Here is a 15,403-nt window from a genome sequence, read left to right as displayed (position 1 = left end):
ATACAGGTGATACTATGCTGGCACAACTGACCATCAGCAACTTTGCAATTGTTCGTGAACTGGACATCGATTTTCAACAGGGAATGACCGCCATCACCGGAGAAACCGGAGCTGGGAAATCCATTGCGATCGATGCCCTCAGCTTGTGCTTGGGTACCCGGGCAGACGCCGATATGGTCCGTCCCGGGGCGGCCAGAGCGGATATCTGTGCCCGCTTTCGCCTGAATGGCTCCCCTTCCGCCCGCCAGTGGCTGACGGAAAACCACCTTGATGATAACGAAGAGTGCCTACTGCGCCGCGTGATTAACGCAGACGGTCGTTCACGTGGCTTTATCAATGGCACCTCAGTTCCACTGTCACAACTGCGTGAGTTGGGTCAGTTGCTGATCCAAATTCACGGGCAGCATGCCCATCAACTGCTGCTGAAGCCTGAACATCAGCGTTACCTACTCGATGCCTATGCTGACCCGAGCGAACTCACTGCGACAATGCACCGCCATTATCAACAATGGCATCAGGCTTGCCGTGCCTTAGCGACCCTGCAACAACAAACACAGGAGCGTGAAGCTCGCCGTGAGCTACTGCAATACCAGTTAAAAGAGCTGAACAGCTTTGCACCTCAGGCCGGTGAGTATGAAGGGGCAGATAACGAATACAAGCAGTTGGCCAGCAGTGGGCAACGCCTCACCGTCAGCCAGCAGGCATCTCAGATGCTGTCCGATGGCGAAGACACTACCTTACAATCACTACTGTACAGCGCCCGTCAAACCGTCAGTGAACTGATCGCCATGGACGATAGTCTGACACCGGTATTGACCATGCTTGACGATGCGGCGATCCAAGTCAGCGAAGCGGCCGATGAACTGCGTCACTACTGTGAGAAAATTGACTTGGATCCTAATCGTTTACAGGAACTGGAACAGCGCATTTCACGGCAAATTTCTTTGGCCCGTAAACACCATGTTGCCCCAGAAACCCTGCCAGACCTGCATCAGCAGTTACTGGAAGAGTTTCAGCAACTGGAAAATCACGATGAGGAACTGGAAGCGCTCAGTCAGCAGGTGAGCCATTACCATCAAGCGGCGCTAAAAACAGCACAGCAGTTGCATCAACAGCGCACCCATTTCGCGACAGAATTATCAGAAAAAATCACTGGTTCCATCCATCAGTTATCTATGGAGCACGGACAGTTCACCATTGATGTCACCTTCCGTGAGGATCGCCTCACCCCGCAGGGCGCTGATCAGATAGAGTTTCGGGTCAGCACCAACCCCGGTCAGCCGTTGCAACCACTGGCTCGTGTCGCCTCCGGCGGTGAACTATCGCGTATTGCCCTTGCCATCCAGGTGATCACCGCGCGGAAAATGGAAACCCCGGCGATGATTTTCGATGAAGTCGATGTGGGGATCAGCGGTCCAACCGCCGCTATTGTCGGTAAAATGCTGCGCCAGTTAGGGGGATCCACCCAGGTGATGTGCGTCACTCACCTGCCACAGGTGGCTGGCTGCGGACATAGCCACTTCTTTATCAGTAAAATGACCGATGGCTCAATGACAGAAACCCAGATGCGCCTGTTGGACAAGTCTGCTCGTCTGCATGAACTGGCGCGTTTACTGGGCGGAAGTGAAGTCACCCGCAACACTTTGGCTAATGCAAAAGAACTTTTAGCAGCCTGATACGGCACTTTTTTTTCAGCCGGGAGTCATATGCATGCCCTGCAAAGGTTTCCATCCGGCGAAAGGTCTATTATTATCGGTATCTTATAGCGCCGGACGAGCCAAACCTATTACAGGCAGAAATCATCGTTGATGGCAAACAACCGCCTTCACAGGCATATGTGTGCGAAAAAGGAATCTATACATGCGCAGTAAAATACTGGCTGCTGCTGCAGTAGTAATGTTGATGACCACCGCGGGTTGCTCAACACTTGAACGAGTCGTTTACCGTCCGGATATCAATCAGGGTAACTATCTGGTGGCAAGCGATGTCAGCAAGCTGCATACCGGCATGAACCAGCAGCAGGTCGCTTATACCCTCGGCACGCCAATGATGACCGACCCTTTTGGTAGTAACGTCTGGTATTACGTGTTCCGTCAAGAACCGGGTCACGAGAAAGTAACACAGCAGACCTTGACACTGACCTTTGATAACAATGGTATTCTGACCAATATCAATAATAAACCGGCACTGAGCAAGTAATAGGCTTTACTGGCTATCAGGCACAAAAAAGCGCAGAACAGTCTGCGCTTTTTTGTGGGCAATGATCTGATCCTATCGGCTATCGACTAAGATTTCTTAGCAGCGGTAGCAGAACGCTCCGCCCGCTGACGGCGTAGCTCTTTAGGATCAGCTAGCAAAGGCCGGTAAATTTCGACCCGGTCTCCCGCCGCGACAGCATCGTGCAGTTTAACGGTACGACTATAAATACCGACCTTATTAACCGACAGGTCTATTTCTTTGCGCAGTTCAGTCAGACCAGAGGCTTGTATCGCCTGCTCAACCGTACTGCCTTCCGGCAGGCGTACTGTACGAAGGTACTGTTTTTCAGGAAGCGCGTAGACCACTTCCACCTGCAGATCAGCCACTGTAGACCTCTCTCGCCCGAGTAGTGAAGGCCTGCACCATATTATTGGCCAGTTCTTTAAAGACGCGGCCAAATGCCATTTCTACCAGCATATTGGTGAATTCAAAATCCAAGCTGAGCTCGACCTTACAGGCATCATCCCCCAGCGCGACAAACTGCCAGCCACCGCTCAGCTTACGGAACGGTCCTTCGACCAGCTGCATATGAATACGCTGGTTATTGGTCAGTGTGTTGCGGGTTGTGAATGTCTTACTGATCCCAGCCTTGGAAACATCCACCGAAGCCGTCATCTGGTTTTCAGAACTTTCGACGATCCGGCTACCGGTACAGCCTGGCAAAAATTTCGAATAGGCATCAACATCATTCACAAGCTGGTACATCTTTTCAGCACTGAACGGGACCAGCGCTGAACGACTAATCTGGGCCATAACACTTCCTGCTAATTAGAAAACTCTTAGATCATACCAGTTTCATCAGTTAAACAAAAATGTCTTCATGTTTATGACATGCTAGAATATGTCACTTATTCCCCCGTGACCGGGGATGGTTTCTGCGCATAAGTGGTGTAAAATAAGCAATATTATGACTAAGAAAAAAGCTCACAAACCCGGTTCTGCAACCATTGCCCTCAACAAACGTGCCCGCCATGAATACTTCATCGAAGATGAATATGAAGCCGGTTTGTCGCTGCAAGGCTGGGAAGTTAAATCACTGCGTGCAGGGAAAGCAAACATCAGCGAAAGTTACATTTTGCTGCGTGACGGTGAAGCCTTTCTGTTTGGTGCCACCTTTCAGCCACTGCTGGGTGCCTCCACCCACGTCGTCTGTGACCCGACACGTAACCGTAAATTACTGCTAAACCAACGCGAACTGGACTCCATCTTTGGCCGCGTCAACCGCGAAGGTTACACCGTTGTCGCGTTGTCCCTGTATTGGAAAAATGCGTGGTGCAAACTGAAGATTGGCGTCGCCAAAGGTAAGAAAGAGCACGACAAACGTGACGACATTCGTGAACGCGAATGGAAAATCGACAAAGCGCGTATCATGAAGAAAGGAAATCGCTAAACCACTGGAAAGTTTCGTGGTTCTTCTGGTACACTGCTAAACAGTACTTGGGGCTGATTCTGGATTCGACGGGATTTGCGAAGCCCAAGGAGCATGCCGAGGGGCGGTTGGCCTCGTAAAAAGCCGCAAAAAAATAGTCGCAAACGACGAAAACTACGCACTAGCAGCTTAATAACCTGCTTAGAGCCCTCTCTCCCTAGCCTCCGCTCTTAGGACGGGGATCAAGAGAGGTCAAACCCAAAAGAGATCGCGTGGATGCCCTGCCTGGGGTTGAAGCGTTAAATCCAATCAGGCTAGTTTGTTAGTGGCGTGTCCGTCCGCAGCTAATAAGCGAATGTAAAGACTGGACTAAGCATGTAGTGCCGACGGTGTAGTAATTTCGGACGCGGGTTCAACTCCCGCCAGCTCCACCAAACAAAAGAAGGGGTTACGTGCAAACGTAGCCCCTTTTTCTTTGGTAGTGGCGGCAAAATGGCGACAGCCAGTTTGCACACCTATCATTAACGTCTTAGACGTTTGTGTAAAAAAGGTGAATTACATGGAAGAAATGCACTTTGTTTACATTAATGCGAATGCACGCATTGGTTCCTACTCGATAATCAGTATTAGCCTCAGCGATAACCATATCCAGGGTATTTGCCAGTCGAGCCATTCGATAAAAACCTTCCGCAAGGACAGAATACTTAAAGAATGTGCGTCAGCTGTTGAAGCACAACACGCCTGTCAGTCCTTCCTGCCTGAAAACTACATCCACCTTACCAGGGTAGTTAAGCCCAAAAATCACTCTTTTGACATCTGCTTTACCGGCTTCAAAAAAGCAGATAAAGAACGCCTGTCTGAAGTGGCACAGGCGCACAATATGACGGTCAGAAATTCAGTGACTCAAAATTTGCAGATGCTTTGTTGTGGCTACAACGCAGGACCATCCAAAGTCACAGCTGCCCGTATGAAAGGGACAATCGTCATCGATGAGGAAAGTTTTGTACGTTTTCTCGAAACAGGTGAGATACCCGATGAATAAAACCTGCCGCAGCAGGTTTATGGTCAGAAACTGATAAGTTCCTGACCACCCGGCACTGGGTGAGGCGGGGCATTATTGATCAGTGCGGGAGTCGCGATAAAACGCACCACTGTCTCATGTGTCACGAAGGTGCTGCCGCAATTAATATTCTGGCACTGGCAGTAACGCTCTTTTGTACTGTCAGTGACCTGAAAACTGCTGCGCGTATGTGCTGCATGTCCACACTTTGGGCAATTCATCATTTTTATATTCTCCACCCCATGAATATCTCAATAATGATACACTGATATTCAATTTTGAGAACCACCTTACTCTGCCTGAAGATCATCAATCTTCACTTCAAGCTCCAGACTGGTAGTAAAACCATTATCAGGACTGATCGAATGCGTCAGGGTAGTAATCGTCCATTCGGCATCATCAATGGGCTGTTTAAATCCGCTCACCTTTACCGGCATTTCGGTATACAGGTCAGCCCTGCCCTCTGCAAGTTGCAGTGAGAATGAGGCAACACCACGCTGCAGCCGCTCCCATTGTGTTTTTGCCGCACGCTGAGCATTGCTGCGATTGGCATACGTCCGGTTAAGCACCAGTACATTTTCATCGGTACCCACCAGATAATCGCCCTGTTTTGCTTCCCGAGCTTTAGCTTTGGTATTTTTTTGACGGTTCTGAACACTGGCTGTTTCTTTATCCTGAGGCTTCTGCGTGTCCAGCCAGCTGGCAATAACTCCGGTATAAGCATCACGATCAGCCAGGGTAAAGCGATGACCATCACCCGCCTGACGCGTAATAATAATGACCGGCAGGGATTTCCCGCTTGCCGTTCTTCCCTGCCCCTGCCGAAGGAATAACAGATAACCGTTTTTCACAGAGGCAATTGCCCCATACTCTCTGGCCAGCCGCATCAAAAAACTGGCATCACTCTCACTGGTCTGATCCATATGCTCCAGTATTTCGGCCGCCATCTCCTTGTCCAGAGCTGTTTTAAGGTTATGTCGGTTGGCAAGCTCTTTTACCACATCCCCCACGGTCGTCTGATGCCATGACTTTTCACGCCGGGTATTGAGAGTTTCCCGGAAATCTGCACTGCGTGCGCGGATAGTCAGACAGTCTGGCGTTCCGCTATGCTCAATCTCATCAACGGTAAATCCTCCTTTTGGGTAAAGTAACTGTCCTTTCCATCCAAGGGACAACTGTATAACAGCACCACGTCGCGGCAGAATGATTTGCCCGTCAGCATCATCCAGTTCCAGATCGAGCTGGTCAGCCTCAAAGCCCCGGTTATCGGTCAGCGTCAGACTCATGAGACGCGCATCCAGTACGGTCGTCACATCCTTACCTTCAATTGTGACACTGAACGCAGGGCTTTTACTGCTGAGGTCAAAAAGATCAGTACCAAAACTCACGGCAGTAATCCCCCCACCCTGTTTTTTATACTACCTATCGCAGATGTTGCAGAGTCCTGCAGGTTACTCAGTTGATCGCTGAGGTTGCCGAACATATCAGACAAAGATTCATCGACCCTTTTCAGGGTCAGCGTAAATTCAATACGACGAGGCATGCCGCTTTCAAAAAATTCTGTTTTGGTCTGGCTCAGACTCTCGATGACAAACATGCCATAAATGGTCCCGCAGCCTTCAATAAGAGGCCAGGCTTTGCCCGGCTCAGCCATTTGCTCAAGCGCCAGTAATGACAACCTGCCACCAGTGATCTCCGGTAATAACACACCGGATAATGTCAGTGAGTCGTTGGCAGGACCAAGAAATTGCGTTGACGGACGGCGGTTTACCCTGCTGTTAGCGGCATGTCGCCAACTGCGCTGATATTGCAATTCCTGATAAGGCACAGTACGTAACATAAAAACGTATAATCCCAGCACCATCATCATGATTCATATCCTCCCTGATCACTGAAATTACTGCGAGCTTTCGCCCTGGCTTTACGCTCCCGATCATTGAGCTGGCGAGCAACTTCGCGGGCAATATCCTGCGCGTTCTGTCCGGCCTGGGTGATGATCTGGATTGGCGCATTAATTTCATATCGGATTACCGCTGACTGAAAACCAGTATTCTCTGCTGGCATTGAGTATGCGTTGGCCGGAAGACTGAAAGGATGTAATGGAACAGCATCTGCTGCTGGTATTGCCGCCAGTCCCATCACGCTGGCTACCATAGATGCCAGAGCGGCAGTACGTCGCCGGCTGGTGATATTCACAGGGCCGCTGATAATTTCCGGGCCATTTTCTCCGGCAATACCAAACCGGCCACGCGGAATATATCCACCGCTGTCATACATTCCGGCAAAGGTTCCGGGATTACCTGCTGTTTGCGGTTTAACTGACGAATGATCACCACCGGTGATCCAGTCCGGCAGGTAGTTTTTCACTGATGTCAGCTTGCTTTTAAGTGACTCCCACTTCTCATTAATACCCCTCAGGATGCCATCAATAATAGCTCCGCCCGCCTGTTTAAATTTTACGGAGAGAGCTGCAATATCATTTACAATCTCATCCCATTTCTGGCTGATAGTCTGCCTGATAACAGACCAGGCTCCGGATACGGCAGACGAAATAGCATCCCACATTCTTTGGAATTTTGGCCCCAGTGTTTCCCAGTTCTGCCACAGATAAATAGCCCCGGCGGCAATCAACCCGATGACGGCCAGTATCGGGTTAGCCCACATCAGTTTGCCCAGCCAAAGGATCCCGGAACCCACCGCTCCCAGCGACTTCCGGAGTAGTCCAAACGCTCCGACGCCTTTAATTCCCAGCATCGAAAACTGAAAACGTAATAACGTAATCGGGGCCAGTAATCCGACGATGGCGAACATTAAACCACCAAAAAGTGCAGTCGCTCCGGCGATGACTGCACCGAGAATAACGAATGCCTTGCTGAATGCAGGGTGTGCTTTTAAAAACTCAGAAACTCCATGCAACACATCAGTGATGGATTGAGCCAGCCCTCGCAGCCAGCTATTATTTTTTTCAAATAATTCAACACTGATGTTTTCCAGTGCTGCCTGGAGCATGGTCGTATCGCCCGCCATGTTATCCAGCATGGTTTTTGATACCCGCGCCGCTTCGCCGTCGTATTCTCCTGGTCTCCCCCGCATCCTTTCCAAAGAACCATTCCCGGCGGCACGCATTAAAATGCTGAAACCCGTGACAGCATTCACCCCGGCAATATTTTTAAATATTTGTGCACGATCGATATTACCCATGCCCGCCGTTTTTTTGTTGATGTCCTTCAGAATATCAACCATATCACGCATATTTCCGGCATTATCTTTGGTGCTGATCCCCAGATTCGCAACCGCTTTAGAGGTGCCAAGGCGGCTTAATATACTGCGCATTGCTGTACCGGCCTGGCTTCCCTGAATACCGGTACTCCCCAGCATCGAGGTTGCTGCTGCAATCGTTTCCAGCGACTGCCCGTATTCACGGCCAACACCAGCAGAATATTTCAGAGATTCACCCAGCATAGGAATATCAACATTGTTACGGGTGAACAGTGCGGTAAGCACATCCGCAACGCGATCCATCTTCTCTGCCGGTATACCCATCGCCGTCTGAATATTCGAAGCAATATCCGCAGTGGTGCCAAGATCGATATCTCCGGCGGTGGCAAGATTAAGGATCCCCGGCATCGCACCCTGAATTTGCGTTGCGCTGTATCCGGTACGGCCCAGATAGTACTGCCCCTCAGCTACCTGCATATCAGTAAATTTTGACTTTAAGGGGAGCGTTCTGGCCTGCTGTCGCAGTGCTGCCATTTCAGGGTTGTTCTTATCCTGAAGGCGTGTGACTGCCTGGGTTTTACTCATTATGGCGTCAAAGTCATAACCGACATTCAATGTTTGTTTCAGGTCGTTAAACATTGTGCGGCCGGTAGCTATTGAGGTGAACCCCATCCCCGCCACCATAGCCCGCTGTTGATTGCCGGTATTGTATTTCTCCCGCGCCGCATTTATTTTGGCCTGGCGTACACCCAGAGTCTTTAATTGCTCCTTTTGCCTGGCCAGAGCCAGAGTTGCAGACCCGGTATCTGCTTTTAACCGGCGCTGAGCATCTGAAAGTTTTCTGGTATCAATGCCCGCACTATTTAATGCCAGCCGTTGTCGCTGAACAGACTGCCGCAGACCGTTATAGCTCTGCTGCAACTCATTAACGCGGTTCTTTGCCTGAAGTAATAATCGCGCTTGCTGCGCTGTAGGTTTATTGATTTGAGCGAACTGGCGGGAGAGTTTCGCTGCTTCTTCCCGCGCAGCCCGGAGATTATTTCCGGTAACCGCCAGCTGTGAGCTGGCTTTACGGAATCCATCTATGCGCCCTGCTTGCTCATTTAATGTTTTAAGCTGATCGCGGCTTTTTCTGATAGCCTCAGTCAGCCCTTTTGTACTGGATTGTGCGGCCCGGAACGGGCGGGTGATTTTATCAACCGCATTTAATACTACCTGCAGGCGCAGGTTATTGTCGCTCATCGCAGGCCCCGCTTCGCTGTATTGCTTTATACCGCCACTCCAGCACCTCTGTCAGCGGCATAACATCAGTGACGGACGGTGGCCAGTGGAAGATAGTAGCAATATCGGCCACCAGATCATCAACCGTCAGGCTGTCGGTAAACCGGCAAGCACCGACCTCGGCAACAAAAAAGTCACCACCTCGACAGAAAGCGAGGTGAGATCAGCAGGGTCCAGCTCTGCCATTTCCTGCGCGGTCAGCGCCGGAGTAGAGATTCGCGGAATAATGGTCATCATCGCACCCACATCCATATCCATAATCGCCTGCAGGCGGGTACCACGCAGCGCACCGGACTGAGGTTTACGCAGTAAAACTTCTTTGATTTCTGTTTTACCACGGATAACCGGGGTATCCAGTTGAATTGTTTTTTCAGTGTGTTGATCACGCATTTTATATTCCTGTTAAGAAGGGCGACCATGATGACCAGAGGAATCAAAGGCCAAGCGCATTACGATGTGCTTCCATCAGATCCACACCGCCAACGATTTCCACCATGTTGACCACATCAACCTCATACAGTACTTCTCCATTGATGGTCAGCTTCGCATAGCTGTTAGTGCTACTGATTTTGGTGGTACTGCTCTCACCAGTTTTCCACTCGCCGGAATCCACCTCTTTGTGACGTCCACGAACAACCAGCTCCACGGCCTGTACTTCTCCGGTATCGTCACGCTGTATGGAGCCAGTAAACCGTAGCTGAATGCTATCCACCGTGGCTTTACCCATCTGCCTGAATAGCAGCAGTTCAGTACCACCGATTGAAAATTCCGTGTCCAGAGCACCATCATCCAGTCCCATATCCACGTCCACCGCGCCAGCCATACCTCCGCCGCGATACTTCTCAAACTTGCGAGTGAATTTTGGCAGACTCAGAGACTCAACGATCCCCTGCCAGTTATTTCCGTCATTAAACAGGTTCAGGTGTTTTAACTTACGTGGCAGAGCCATGTGACTATCTCCTTATGCACTGACCTGACTGGCAAAATTGATCAGATACTGGTCCGTGATGCGCTGACGTAGCAGCAAGTTTTCCAGCGGAGGCACTGGCGTATAGTCATAATCGATAAGTAATTTTCCGGCTTTAAGCGTGTCTTTATCATTCACACTCTCATCCAGCCAGCAGTCACCGCCGATAAGATACCCCTGACTGACCAGGCTACGCATTCTGGCACGAATACCCTCGATAATGTCACGGGCCAGCGACGGGTTAAGCGGTAGATCTACTGCCCACATATGCGCTTCTGCCATCGTGTCTGCCAGTACCTGTGCGGTGCGGGTATAGTTCTCAAAAGCAAACAGTGGATCATCACTGAGGCAGCGGGAACCCCAGAAGCGAAAACCATCTTTGCGGATCAGGGTAGTCACTTCATTTTGATTCAGCAGACCGGCATCCGTTGCCGGATCCTGCAGATCCCAGAACACATCAGCAGAAATACCGGTGACACCATTCACTCCCACGTTGGACAGAGTCTTGTGCCAGCCGGTCTGCTCGTCAATTTTTGCTCGAAGACCGAGCGCCCTGGCGGAAGCGTAAGCCGTCGCCTCTGCATTCAGTACAGTGTCAAAGTTGATGAAGTCAGGCCAGATCAGCATCCCCTCACGCTGGCTGAAATTGTCGCGGTAGGTAATCGCTTCTTCCACCGTTTTACAGCCATAAGCTGCCAGGTAGGCAAACCCGCGCAGACTCTGTGCCACACTCAGCAGTTCTGTCGCTACGGCCTGCGTGTCATGTCCGGGCACACCGAGAATGCGGGGCTTGACGCCGAGTTGTGTCTGCGCCGAGAGTAGCGCCTTCATACCGGTTTTTTTCCCGTCAGCGGTCACACCACCGATAATATTAGAGGTTGTTTCCGCTTCGCTGTCACCCTGCGCCACGCGCACAACGACAGTCACAGGTTTCGCCTGGCCAGCAATCGCATCCAGCGAGCGCGCAAGTGTACCGGACTCCCCCGCCTTACCGCTGGCGGTCAGTACATCAGTCAGCAGGACCGGTTTATTGAGGGGGAACATGGCCGCATCAGCATCATCGCCGGTGCAGACCATGCCAACGATAGCGGTACTCACCGTGGTAATCGTTCGGGTGCCCTCGTTGACTTCAACAACGCGCACACCGTGGTGGTAATCCTGAGCCATAAGGCAGTTTCTCCGGTTTACTGGGATGTGCATATGTTCTGGTTGATATGCGCGCACCGCACGTACCAGGTTATGTACAGCGGATGGCACAATGGAAGTGATCTAAAAATCCCCGCAGTTGCGGGGATCTGTTTAATCTTTCGGCGCTTCTGGCCAGCTAATATCCTGGGACATCAATATATCTACCCGGGAAAGCAATACTCGGTATTTTTTCCAGTTAATTAACCGTAGATCATCACCTTCCTCCGACATCTCCAAATCGATGGCATCCTGTAATATCTGAATTCGGTCAGTAGCCTCCCGCAGCAATCCACTTTTAATCGCATTAACACTGCCACCGTTTAGCACCGGAATGCGGGGCTGTCCTTGTATTACCTGCCCATCAATATACTTCGAGTCCTGGCCAATAGATTCAAATATATCTTTAGGTACCTCTGCCAGATCCTTAGATTCATATCTGTCAGCTTCATCCTGATTTATAGCTATCATCATTCCGGTCACATAGGCGTCATTATCCGTCAAAATAAAAAATCGGTTAGTGAAAAAAATAGGTTCAGCATCCTGAGTAAGATGTGCAGTATTATCAGACATAGTAATTACCAAATTGCCAGTACATTAACGTTAATATCAGAACTGTTCGCATTATATAAACTTGCGTCACTGGAAGATGCACCATTGAACCAGACATTGGGAGCACCATTAAAAACAGAGACAAACAGAGCGGGTGTACTACTAAATGCTGCCGGAAATGTCCATATAATAGTTGAATTAGCGGGAATGCTCAGATTGTGACGACACCATTGCTCATCACCAGGCATTTTCACCCACGCTCCGTTGCCGTTAGATCCGGACTGAAATTGATTATAAGCCACTGCACTGTTTGGTGAATCTCCTCCCGAGACAGCAAATGACTGACTGGCATCGCCATTTAAAGCAGCTTTTTTATTTAATTCAGAATTAAGAAGCAAAACGGGTACCGCCGAATTATTATCTTCGGGGACGCTTTGGACCAAAAACTTCTGCGATGAATCACCGGTTATTAAAGCCCGTTTATTGAATAAATCAGGTAACCCAATATTTTCAATGAACAGATCCGGTTCAGGGATGTCCGCACCGTTTTGATCTTTGGAAAGCTTACCTGACAGGCCGATTATCAGGTCATCAACATCTACCTGTAGCTCCAGCACCTTATCATCTACATATTTTCGTGTTGCCAGCACCACGGACGGGTCAATCTTCAAAGTGATATTATCTGTACTGCTGGTAATCAGCACCATACGCACAGTCTGAGTGCGCCCGCTTCCCTCTGTCAGTTGTGGCTTATAGCTTTCCGGACAGTTTCCCACGGCTATCAAAGAGCCGGTTTCATCGAACAAACCTACTTCACGAATCCACCAGCCTCCCTCGGTTTCAGGAATTACCTGCTCAGCAATAATCTGGCTACTGTTCTGCGGGTCGATATACAGCATATTTAACTCAGCACGACGCTTTTCAGCAACCAGCTGTACTTGCTCTGCACTGGGTAACGGAAGAGTGCCATCACCGTCCCCCACTGCCATATGAGTAATTTTCAGGGGCAAGCCAAGCGCGGTTGCGCTAGCCAGTTTCGCCGCACCAATATCCGTCAGCAGGGTATAAAATTTTGCGCTCATGGATTTACTCTCATTGTGTCAATAACATGGATCGCCATGCCCTCATTCGCGATCCCGCAGGAAATAATGGTTTCGTTTATGTATGGATAGATCGTGATTTCTTCACCGGTATAAGTGGCTGCACCCACAAAATATGCGCCACTACTCTGCAGATTGATGGAGATACCAATCAGATGGCGACTGCACGGTTTTGCATCACTGATCAGGCGTTCCAGTTCCAGATAAATTTCTTCTGTAATGCCCTGGTCCTGCACACCAATATCCAGCCGAAACGTCCCCGGCACCTCACTGGTCTGCCACCACTCAATGATGCGGATCATGAATCCAAAAGGCTCTACAACGCGCCTAACGGCGCTGGCTGTGCCTTTATGTTGATGGATATAGAAAGCATCCTGCACCACACGACGCTTTACACTCTCAGTCCAGCTTTCATCCCAGCGGTCAACGGAAAAAGCCCAGGCCAGATACGGCAGGAAACTGACCGGGCACGTTATCGGATTCCATAAATCACGCAGCGGTATCTGCAATTCAGAAATGCCGCTGCACGTCTCTGCCAGTCGACGCTCAAGCGGAGAGGAACCGGGAGGTAACAGGCTATTCATCCGTGCCACCGTTGGTTATGCTCCACTGCGAACAGGATGCTGCCTGCATCTTATTCAGCACCACATCATCAATTGGCGCGGCCAGTTCCACACGCTGAACCCCCTCAACATGCAATGCAGCATAAATAGCACTGCGGCGAATATCACGGCCCAGCCTTGTCTGGCTGGTAATGTAATTTTGCAGGCTGGCTTTTGCCGCTACCATCACTGGCTCAGCTTCCGGTCCCGGATAAAGAAAGATCGTCGCATCTACGGTGTATGGAATAATTTCTGCGCTGCGTACCGTAAGACGATCAGCTACCGGACGCACATTTTCGCGGTTAAGTGCCTCATCAACTACCGCCAGCAGATCTGCCTCTGCCACGCCGTCACCCTCCCGGCTCAATACGGTAAGCACCACCTCTGCAGGTGCAGGACTGGTTGCGCTGGCATCTGCCACACGTCCGTCCGCACTCTTTGCATGAAACTCATAAGCTGCTGTTGGCCCCGCAACAGATACCCCCTCGAACGCAGCAGGAACCCGCAAACGGAGAGCATCATCGCTTTCCATAACGGTTACGGCCGGTATCATCGTATCGTTGTCAGCAGGTGTTATCCCTAGGCGTTTAACGTTGTAGTTGGCTGCCTGCTGATCGAGATCGCTGCCAATGGCATACGCCACCATAACCGCCTGTGCTGCCTCATTAATCCGCTGACGCAAGAGGATTTCACGGTAGGTACTTTCCTGCAGTAGTTTAGTGACAGGTTCTGATTCCAGCGCCAGAGTGCGGCTCACCGCATCTTGCTCATCCTCAGGATAGAGAGCCACAAAGGAAGCCTTACGCTCAGCAAGCAACCCTTCAAAATCCGGTATATCCACTATCTGCGGTGCTGGTAGCTGGGAGAGATCAATCACTGCCATTGTCAGCTCCTGTTGATATTGATAGAGAAACCGGTGCGCCGTTATTACGCTGCCCGGCAACATCAACCACCATGGAGCCATCAAAATTGCTACTGATGACGATAGTATCCAGCGTAAACCGTGGCTCCCAGCGGCTCAGGGCCACGTAGACTGCGGACATGATCTGCAAACGCAGTGCCGGATTTTGTGGCTGGTCAATCAGGGCGGATAGCAGGGAACCGTAGTCCCGGCGGGAAAGCCGACTACCTTGTGGCGTCAGCAGAATATCCCGCACCGACTGACGCAGATGGTCAGTGTCCGTAATACGCTGCCCGTCATTACGATTCATCCCGATATAGAGCGTCATACCGGCCCCCCGGAAGTATCGCCGCCGGACTTCACTTTGCTGTGCACGTGTTTATCCGCCACGATACCATTTGAACTCATCGCCCCACCGCCCTGTGTGACGCTACCGTTGATCACCAACTCACTATTAATACGAGTGCTGTCAGCCTCCACCAGAAGTTTGCTGGTTTTGAAGGTGATATTGTCAGCGGCTTCAATCACCATCGACTTGATACCCCGGACATACCAGCGGCCGGTAACCGGTTCGTACTCAAACCAGCCTCCGTCCGGGTACTCCGTCACGCAACCATCCACGGAACCCGACGGCGGCGGAAACTGGCTGGAATAAATAGCAGGCAGCGCAAAAGCAGTGTCCAGGTTGCCGCCCATGCTCAGCACCACCACCTGCTCATCCGGCGACGGGCACCACCAGCTACGACCGCCCCCTGCCCGTAGCGTTAGCCAGTTAATCCAGTTGGTTTCAAGCTCCCCCACTTTCACCCGGCACAGCCAGTTCTCCCGATCCACGTCGGTCACAGTGCCGGTGCGGATCAGGTTGGTGATAAGGCGCATGATTTCGGTAAGTTGTGCGTTCATTAGCC

The 15,403-nt window shown here is 50.7% G+C and carries 19 protein-coding genes, 1 other RNA gene and 1 pseudogene; 5 read left to right on the top strand and 16 right to left on the bottom strand.

The genetic code is table 11. The annotated features are described in order from the left end of the window. The first annotated feature begins 14 nt into the window (after positions 1 to 14). Together recN and bamE are read left to right on the top strand one after the other, a co-directional pair. Positions 15 to 1,676, top strand: a complete 1,662-nt coding sequence (recN, locus tag DW47_RS0114015; RefSeq protein ID WP_029687052.1) for a DNA repair protein RecN — start codon at positions 15 to 17, stop codon at positions 1,674 to 1,676. A 184-nt stretch (positions 1,677 to 1,860) separates the two neighbouring features. Next, on the top strand, positions 1,861 to 2,199 hold the full coding sequence (bamE, locus tag DW47_RS0114010; RefSeq protein WP_029687051.1) for an outer membrane protein assembly factor BamE: 339 nt from the start codon (positions 1,861 to 1,863) through the stop codon (positions 2,197 to 2,199). A gap of 86 nt (positions 2,200 to 2,285) precedes the next feature. Here the strand turns inward: bamE and DW47_RS0114005 are convergent, their stop codons facing one another. Both DW47_RS0114005 and DW47_RS0114000 read right to left on the bottom strand, forming a co-directional pair. Further along, entirely contained in the window at positions 2,286 to 2,576 is a 291-nt protein-coding gene (locus DW47_RS0114005) for an RnfH family protein (RefSeq protein ID WP_038027615.1), read from the bottom strand. Position 2,577: 1 nt separating this feature from the next. Next, complete coding sequence (locus DW47_RS0114000; RefSeq protein ID WP_029687049.1) at positions 2,578 to 3,012, bottom strand: type II toxin-antitoxin system RatA family toxin; 435 nt, start codon at positions 3,010 to 3,012, stop codon at positions 2,578 to 2,580. A 154-nt stretch (positions 3,013 to 3,166) separates the two neighbouring features. On the opposite strand from DW47_RS0114000, the gene smpB reads away from it, so the two are divergent. From smpB to DW47_RS0113990, 3 genes are all read left to right on the top strand, one after another. Continuing rightward, a complete protein-coding gene (gene smpB, locus DW47_RS0113995; protein ID WP_029687048.1) occupies positions 3,167 to 3,649 on the top strand; it encodes an SsrA-binding protein SmpB in 483 nt (160 codons plus the stop codon). Between the two features lie 49 nt (positions 3,650 to 3,698). Next, positions 3,699 to 4,062, top strand: a transfer-messenger RNA (tmRNA) gene (gene ssrA, locus DW47_RS17105). A 125-nt stretch (positions 4,063 to 4,187) separates the two neighbouring features. Continuing rightward, positions 4,188 to 4,670 carry a BRCT domain-containing protein gene (locus DW47_RS0113990; RefSeq protein ID WP_029687047.1) on the top strand — a complete coding sequence of 161 codons (483 nt, stop codon included), beginning with the start codon at positions 4,188 to 4,190 and terminating at the stop codon, positions 4,668 to 4,670. A 23-nt stretch (positions 4,671 to 4,693) separates the two neighbouring features. On the opposite strand, the gene DW47_RS0113985 is transcribed toward DW47_RS0113990, so the two are convergent. The 14 genes and pseudogenes from DW47_RS0113985 to DW47_RS0113920 form a co-directional block, all read right to left on the bottom strand. Continuing rightward, positions 4,694 to 4,912 (bottom strand): ogr/Delta-like zinc finger family protein, encoded by a 219-nt coding sequence (locus tag DW47_RS0113985; protein ID WP_029687046.1) that lies wholly within the window; start codon positions 4,910 to 4,912, stop codon positions 4,694 to 4,696. A 66-nt stretch (positions 4,913 to 4,978) separates the two neighbouring features. Further along, entirely contained in the window at positions 4,979 to 6,076 is a 1,098-nt protein-coding gene (locus DW47_RS0113980; protein WP_029687045.1) for a phage late control D family protein, read from the bottom strand. Next, complete coding sequence (locus DW47_RS0113975; protein ID WP_029687044.1) at positions 6,073 to 6,558, bottom strand: phage tail protein; 486 nt, start codon at positions 6,556 to 6,558, stop codon at positions 6,073 to 6,075. The genes DW47_RS0113980 and DW47_RS0113975 overlap by 4 nt, the downstream gene beginning before the upstream one ends. Next, the gene (locus DW47_RS0113970; protein WP_029687043.1) at positions 6,555 to 9,149 is read right to left on the bottom strand and encodes a phage tail tape measure protein; all 2,595 of its coding nucleotides are present in this window, start codon (positions 9,147 to 9,149) and stop codon (positions 6,555 to 6,557) included. Before DW47_RS0113970 ends, DW47_RS0113975 begins: the two co-directional genes overlap by 4 nt. After that, positions 9,136 to 9,261, bottom strand: coding sequence for a GpE family phage tail protein (locus DW47_RS17100; RefSeq protein WP_071846655.1), 126 nt, complete (start codon positions 9,259 to 9,261; stop codon positions 9,136 to 9,138). Before DW47_RS17100 ends, DW47_RS0113970 begins: the two co-directional genes overlap by 14 nt. 14 nt (positions 9,262 to 9,275) lie before the next feature. After that, on the bottom strand, positions 9,276 to 9,578 hold the full coding sequence (locus tag DW47_RS0113965; protein WP_029687042.1) for a phage tail assembly protein: 303 nt from the start codon (positions 9,576 to 9,578) through the stop codon (positions 9,276 to 9,278). A gap of 43 nt (positions 9,579 to 9,621) precedes the next feature. Further along, complete coding sequence (locus DW47_RS0113960; RefSeq protein ID WP_029687041.1) at positions 9,622 to 10,137, bottom strand: phage major tail tube protein; 516 nt, start codon at positions 10,135 to 10,137, stop codon at positions 9,622 to 9,624. Between the two features lie 12 nt (positions 10,138 to 10,149). Next, positions 10,150 to 11,322, bottom strand: coding sequence for a phage tail sheath protein (locus DW47_RS0113955; protein WP_029687040.1), 1,173 nt, complete (start codon positions 11,320 to 11,322; stop codon positions 10,150 to 10,152). A gap of 132 nt (positions 11,323 to 11,454) precedes the next feature. Continuing rightward, entirely contained in the window at positions 11,455 to 11,913 is a 459-nt protein-coding gene (locus DW47_RS16735; RefSeq protein ID WP_051150976.1) for a tail fiber assembly protein, read from the bottom strand. Positions 11,914 to 12,473: 560 nt separating this feature from the next. Further along, positions 12,474 to 12,974: pseudogene (locus DW47_RS0113940) on the bottom strand (phage tail protein); the annotation flags it as partial. Then, positions 12,971 to 13,576, bottom strand: a complete 606-nt coding sequence (locus DW47_RS0113935) for a phage tail protein I (protein WP_029687038.1) — start codon at positions 13,574 to 13,576, stop codon at positions 12,971 to 12,973. The pseudogene DW47_RS0113940 and the gene DW47_RS0113935, both read right to left, overlap by 4 nt. Further along, positions 13,569 to 14,477: a baseplate assembly protein gene (locus DW47_RS0113930; RefSeq protein ID WP_029687037.1), complete on the bottom strand. Its 909-nt coding sequence runs from the start codon at positions 14,475 to 14,477 to the stop codon at positions 13,569 to 13,571. The genes DW47_RS0113935 and DW47_RS0113930 overlap by 8 nt, the downstream gene beginning before the upstream one ends. Beyond that, positions 14,464 to 14,823, bottom strand: coding sequence for a GPW/gp25 family protein (locus tag DW47_RS0113925; protein WP_029687036.1), 360 nt, complete (start codon positions 14,821 to 14,823; stop codon positions 14,464 to 14,466). The genes DW47_RS0113930 and DW47_RS0113925 overlap by 14 nt, the downstream gene beginning before the upstream one ends. Then, a complete protein-coding gene (locus tag DW47_RS0113920) occupies positions 14,820 to 15,398 on the bottom strand; it encodes a phage baseplate assembly protein V (protein WP_029687035.1) in 579 nt (192 codons plus the stop codon). Before DW47_RS0113920 ends, DW47_RS0113925 begins: the two co-directional genes overlap by 4 nt. Between the last annotated feature and the right edge of the window lie 5 nt (positions 15,399 to 15,403).

The sequence above is a fragment of the Tatumella saanichensis genome (genome assembly GCF_000439375.1).
Lineage (GTDB): Bacteria > Pseudomonadota > Gammaproteobacteria > Enterobacterales > Enterobacteriaceae > Tatumella > Tatumella saanichensis.
This window is presented reverse-complemented; position numbering and strand designations above follow the sequence as displayed.

Coding starts and splice junctions, on each gene's coding strand:
- DW47_RS16735 (WP_051150976.1), bottom strand. CDS start 11,913: ATGTCTGATAATACTGCACATCTTACTCAGGATGCTGAACCTATTTTT.
- bamE (WP_029687051.1), top strand. CDS start 1,861: ATGCGCAGTAAAATACTGGCTGCTGCTGCAGTAGTAATGTTGATGACC.
- DW47_RS0113990 (WP_029687047.1), top strand. CDS start 4,188: ATGGAAGAAATGCACTTTGTTTACATTAATGCGAATGCACGCATTGGT.
- DW47_RS0114000 (WP_029687049.1), bottom strand. CDS start 3,012: ATGGCCCAGATTAGTCGTTCAGCGCTGGTCCCGTTCAGTGCTGAAAAG.
- DW47_RS0113920 (WP_029687035.1), bottom strand. CDS start 15,398: ATGAACGCACAACTTACCGAAATCATGCGCCTTATCACCAACCTGATC.
- DW47_RS0113975 (WP_029687044.1), bottom strand. CDS start 6,558: ATGATGATGGTGCTGGGATTATACGTTTTTATGTTACGTACTGTGCCT.
- DW47_RS0113970 (WP_029687043.1), bottom strand. CDS start 9,149: ATGAGCGACAATAACCTGCGCCTGCAGGTAGTATTAAATGCGGTTGAT.
- DW47_RS0113925 (WP_029687036.1), bottom strand. CDS start 14,823: ATGACGCTCTATATCGGGATGAATCGTAATGACGGGCAGCGTATTACG.
- DW47_RS0113965 (WP_029687042.1), bottom strand. CDS start 9,578: ATGCGTGATCAACACACTGAAAAAACAATTCAACTGGATACCCCGGTT.
- DW47_RS0113985 (WP_029687046.1), bottom strand. CDS start 4,912: ATGATGAATTGCCCAAAGTGTGGACATGCAGCACATACGCGCAGCAGT.
- smpB (WP_029687048.1), top strand. CDS start 3,167: ATGACTAAGAAAAAAGCTCACAAACCCGGTTCTGCAACCATTGCCCTC.
- DW47_RS0113955 (WP_029687040.1), bottom strand. CDS start 11,322: ATGGCTCAGGATTACCACCACGGTGTGCGCGTTGTTGAAGTCAACGAG.
- DW47_RS0113960 (WP_029687041.1), bottom strand. CDS start 10,137: ATGGCTCTGCCACGTAAGTTAAAACACCTGAACCTGTTTAATGACGGA.
- recN (WP_029687052.1), top strand. CDS start 15: ATGCTGGCACAACTGACCATCAGCAACTTTGCAATTGTTCGTGAACTG.
- DW47_RS0113935 (WP_029687038.1), bottom strand. CDS start 13,576: ATGAATAGCCTGTTACCTCCCGGTTCCTCTCCGCTTGAGCGTCGACTG.
- DW47_RS0113930 (WP_029687037.1), bottom strand. CDS start 14,477: ATGGCAGTGATTGATCTCTCCCAGCTACCAGCACCGCAGATAGTGGAT.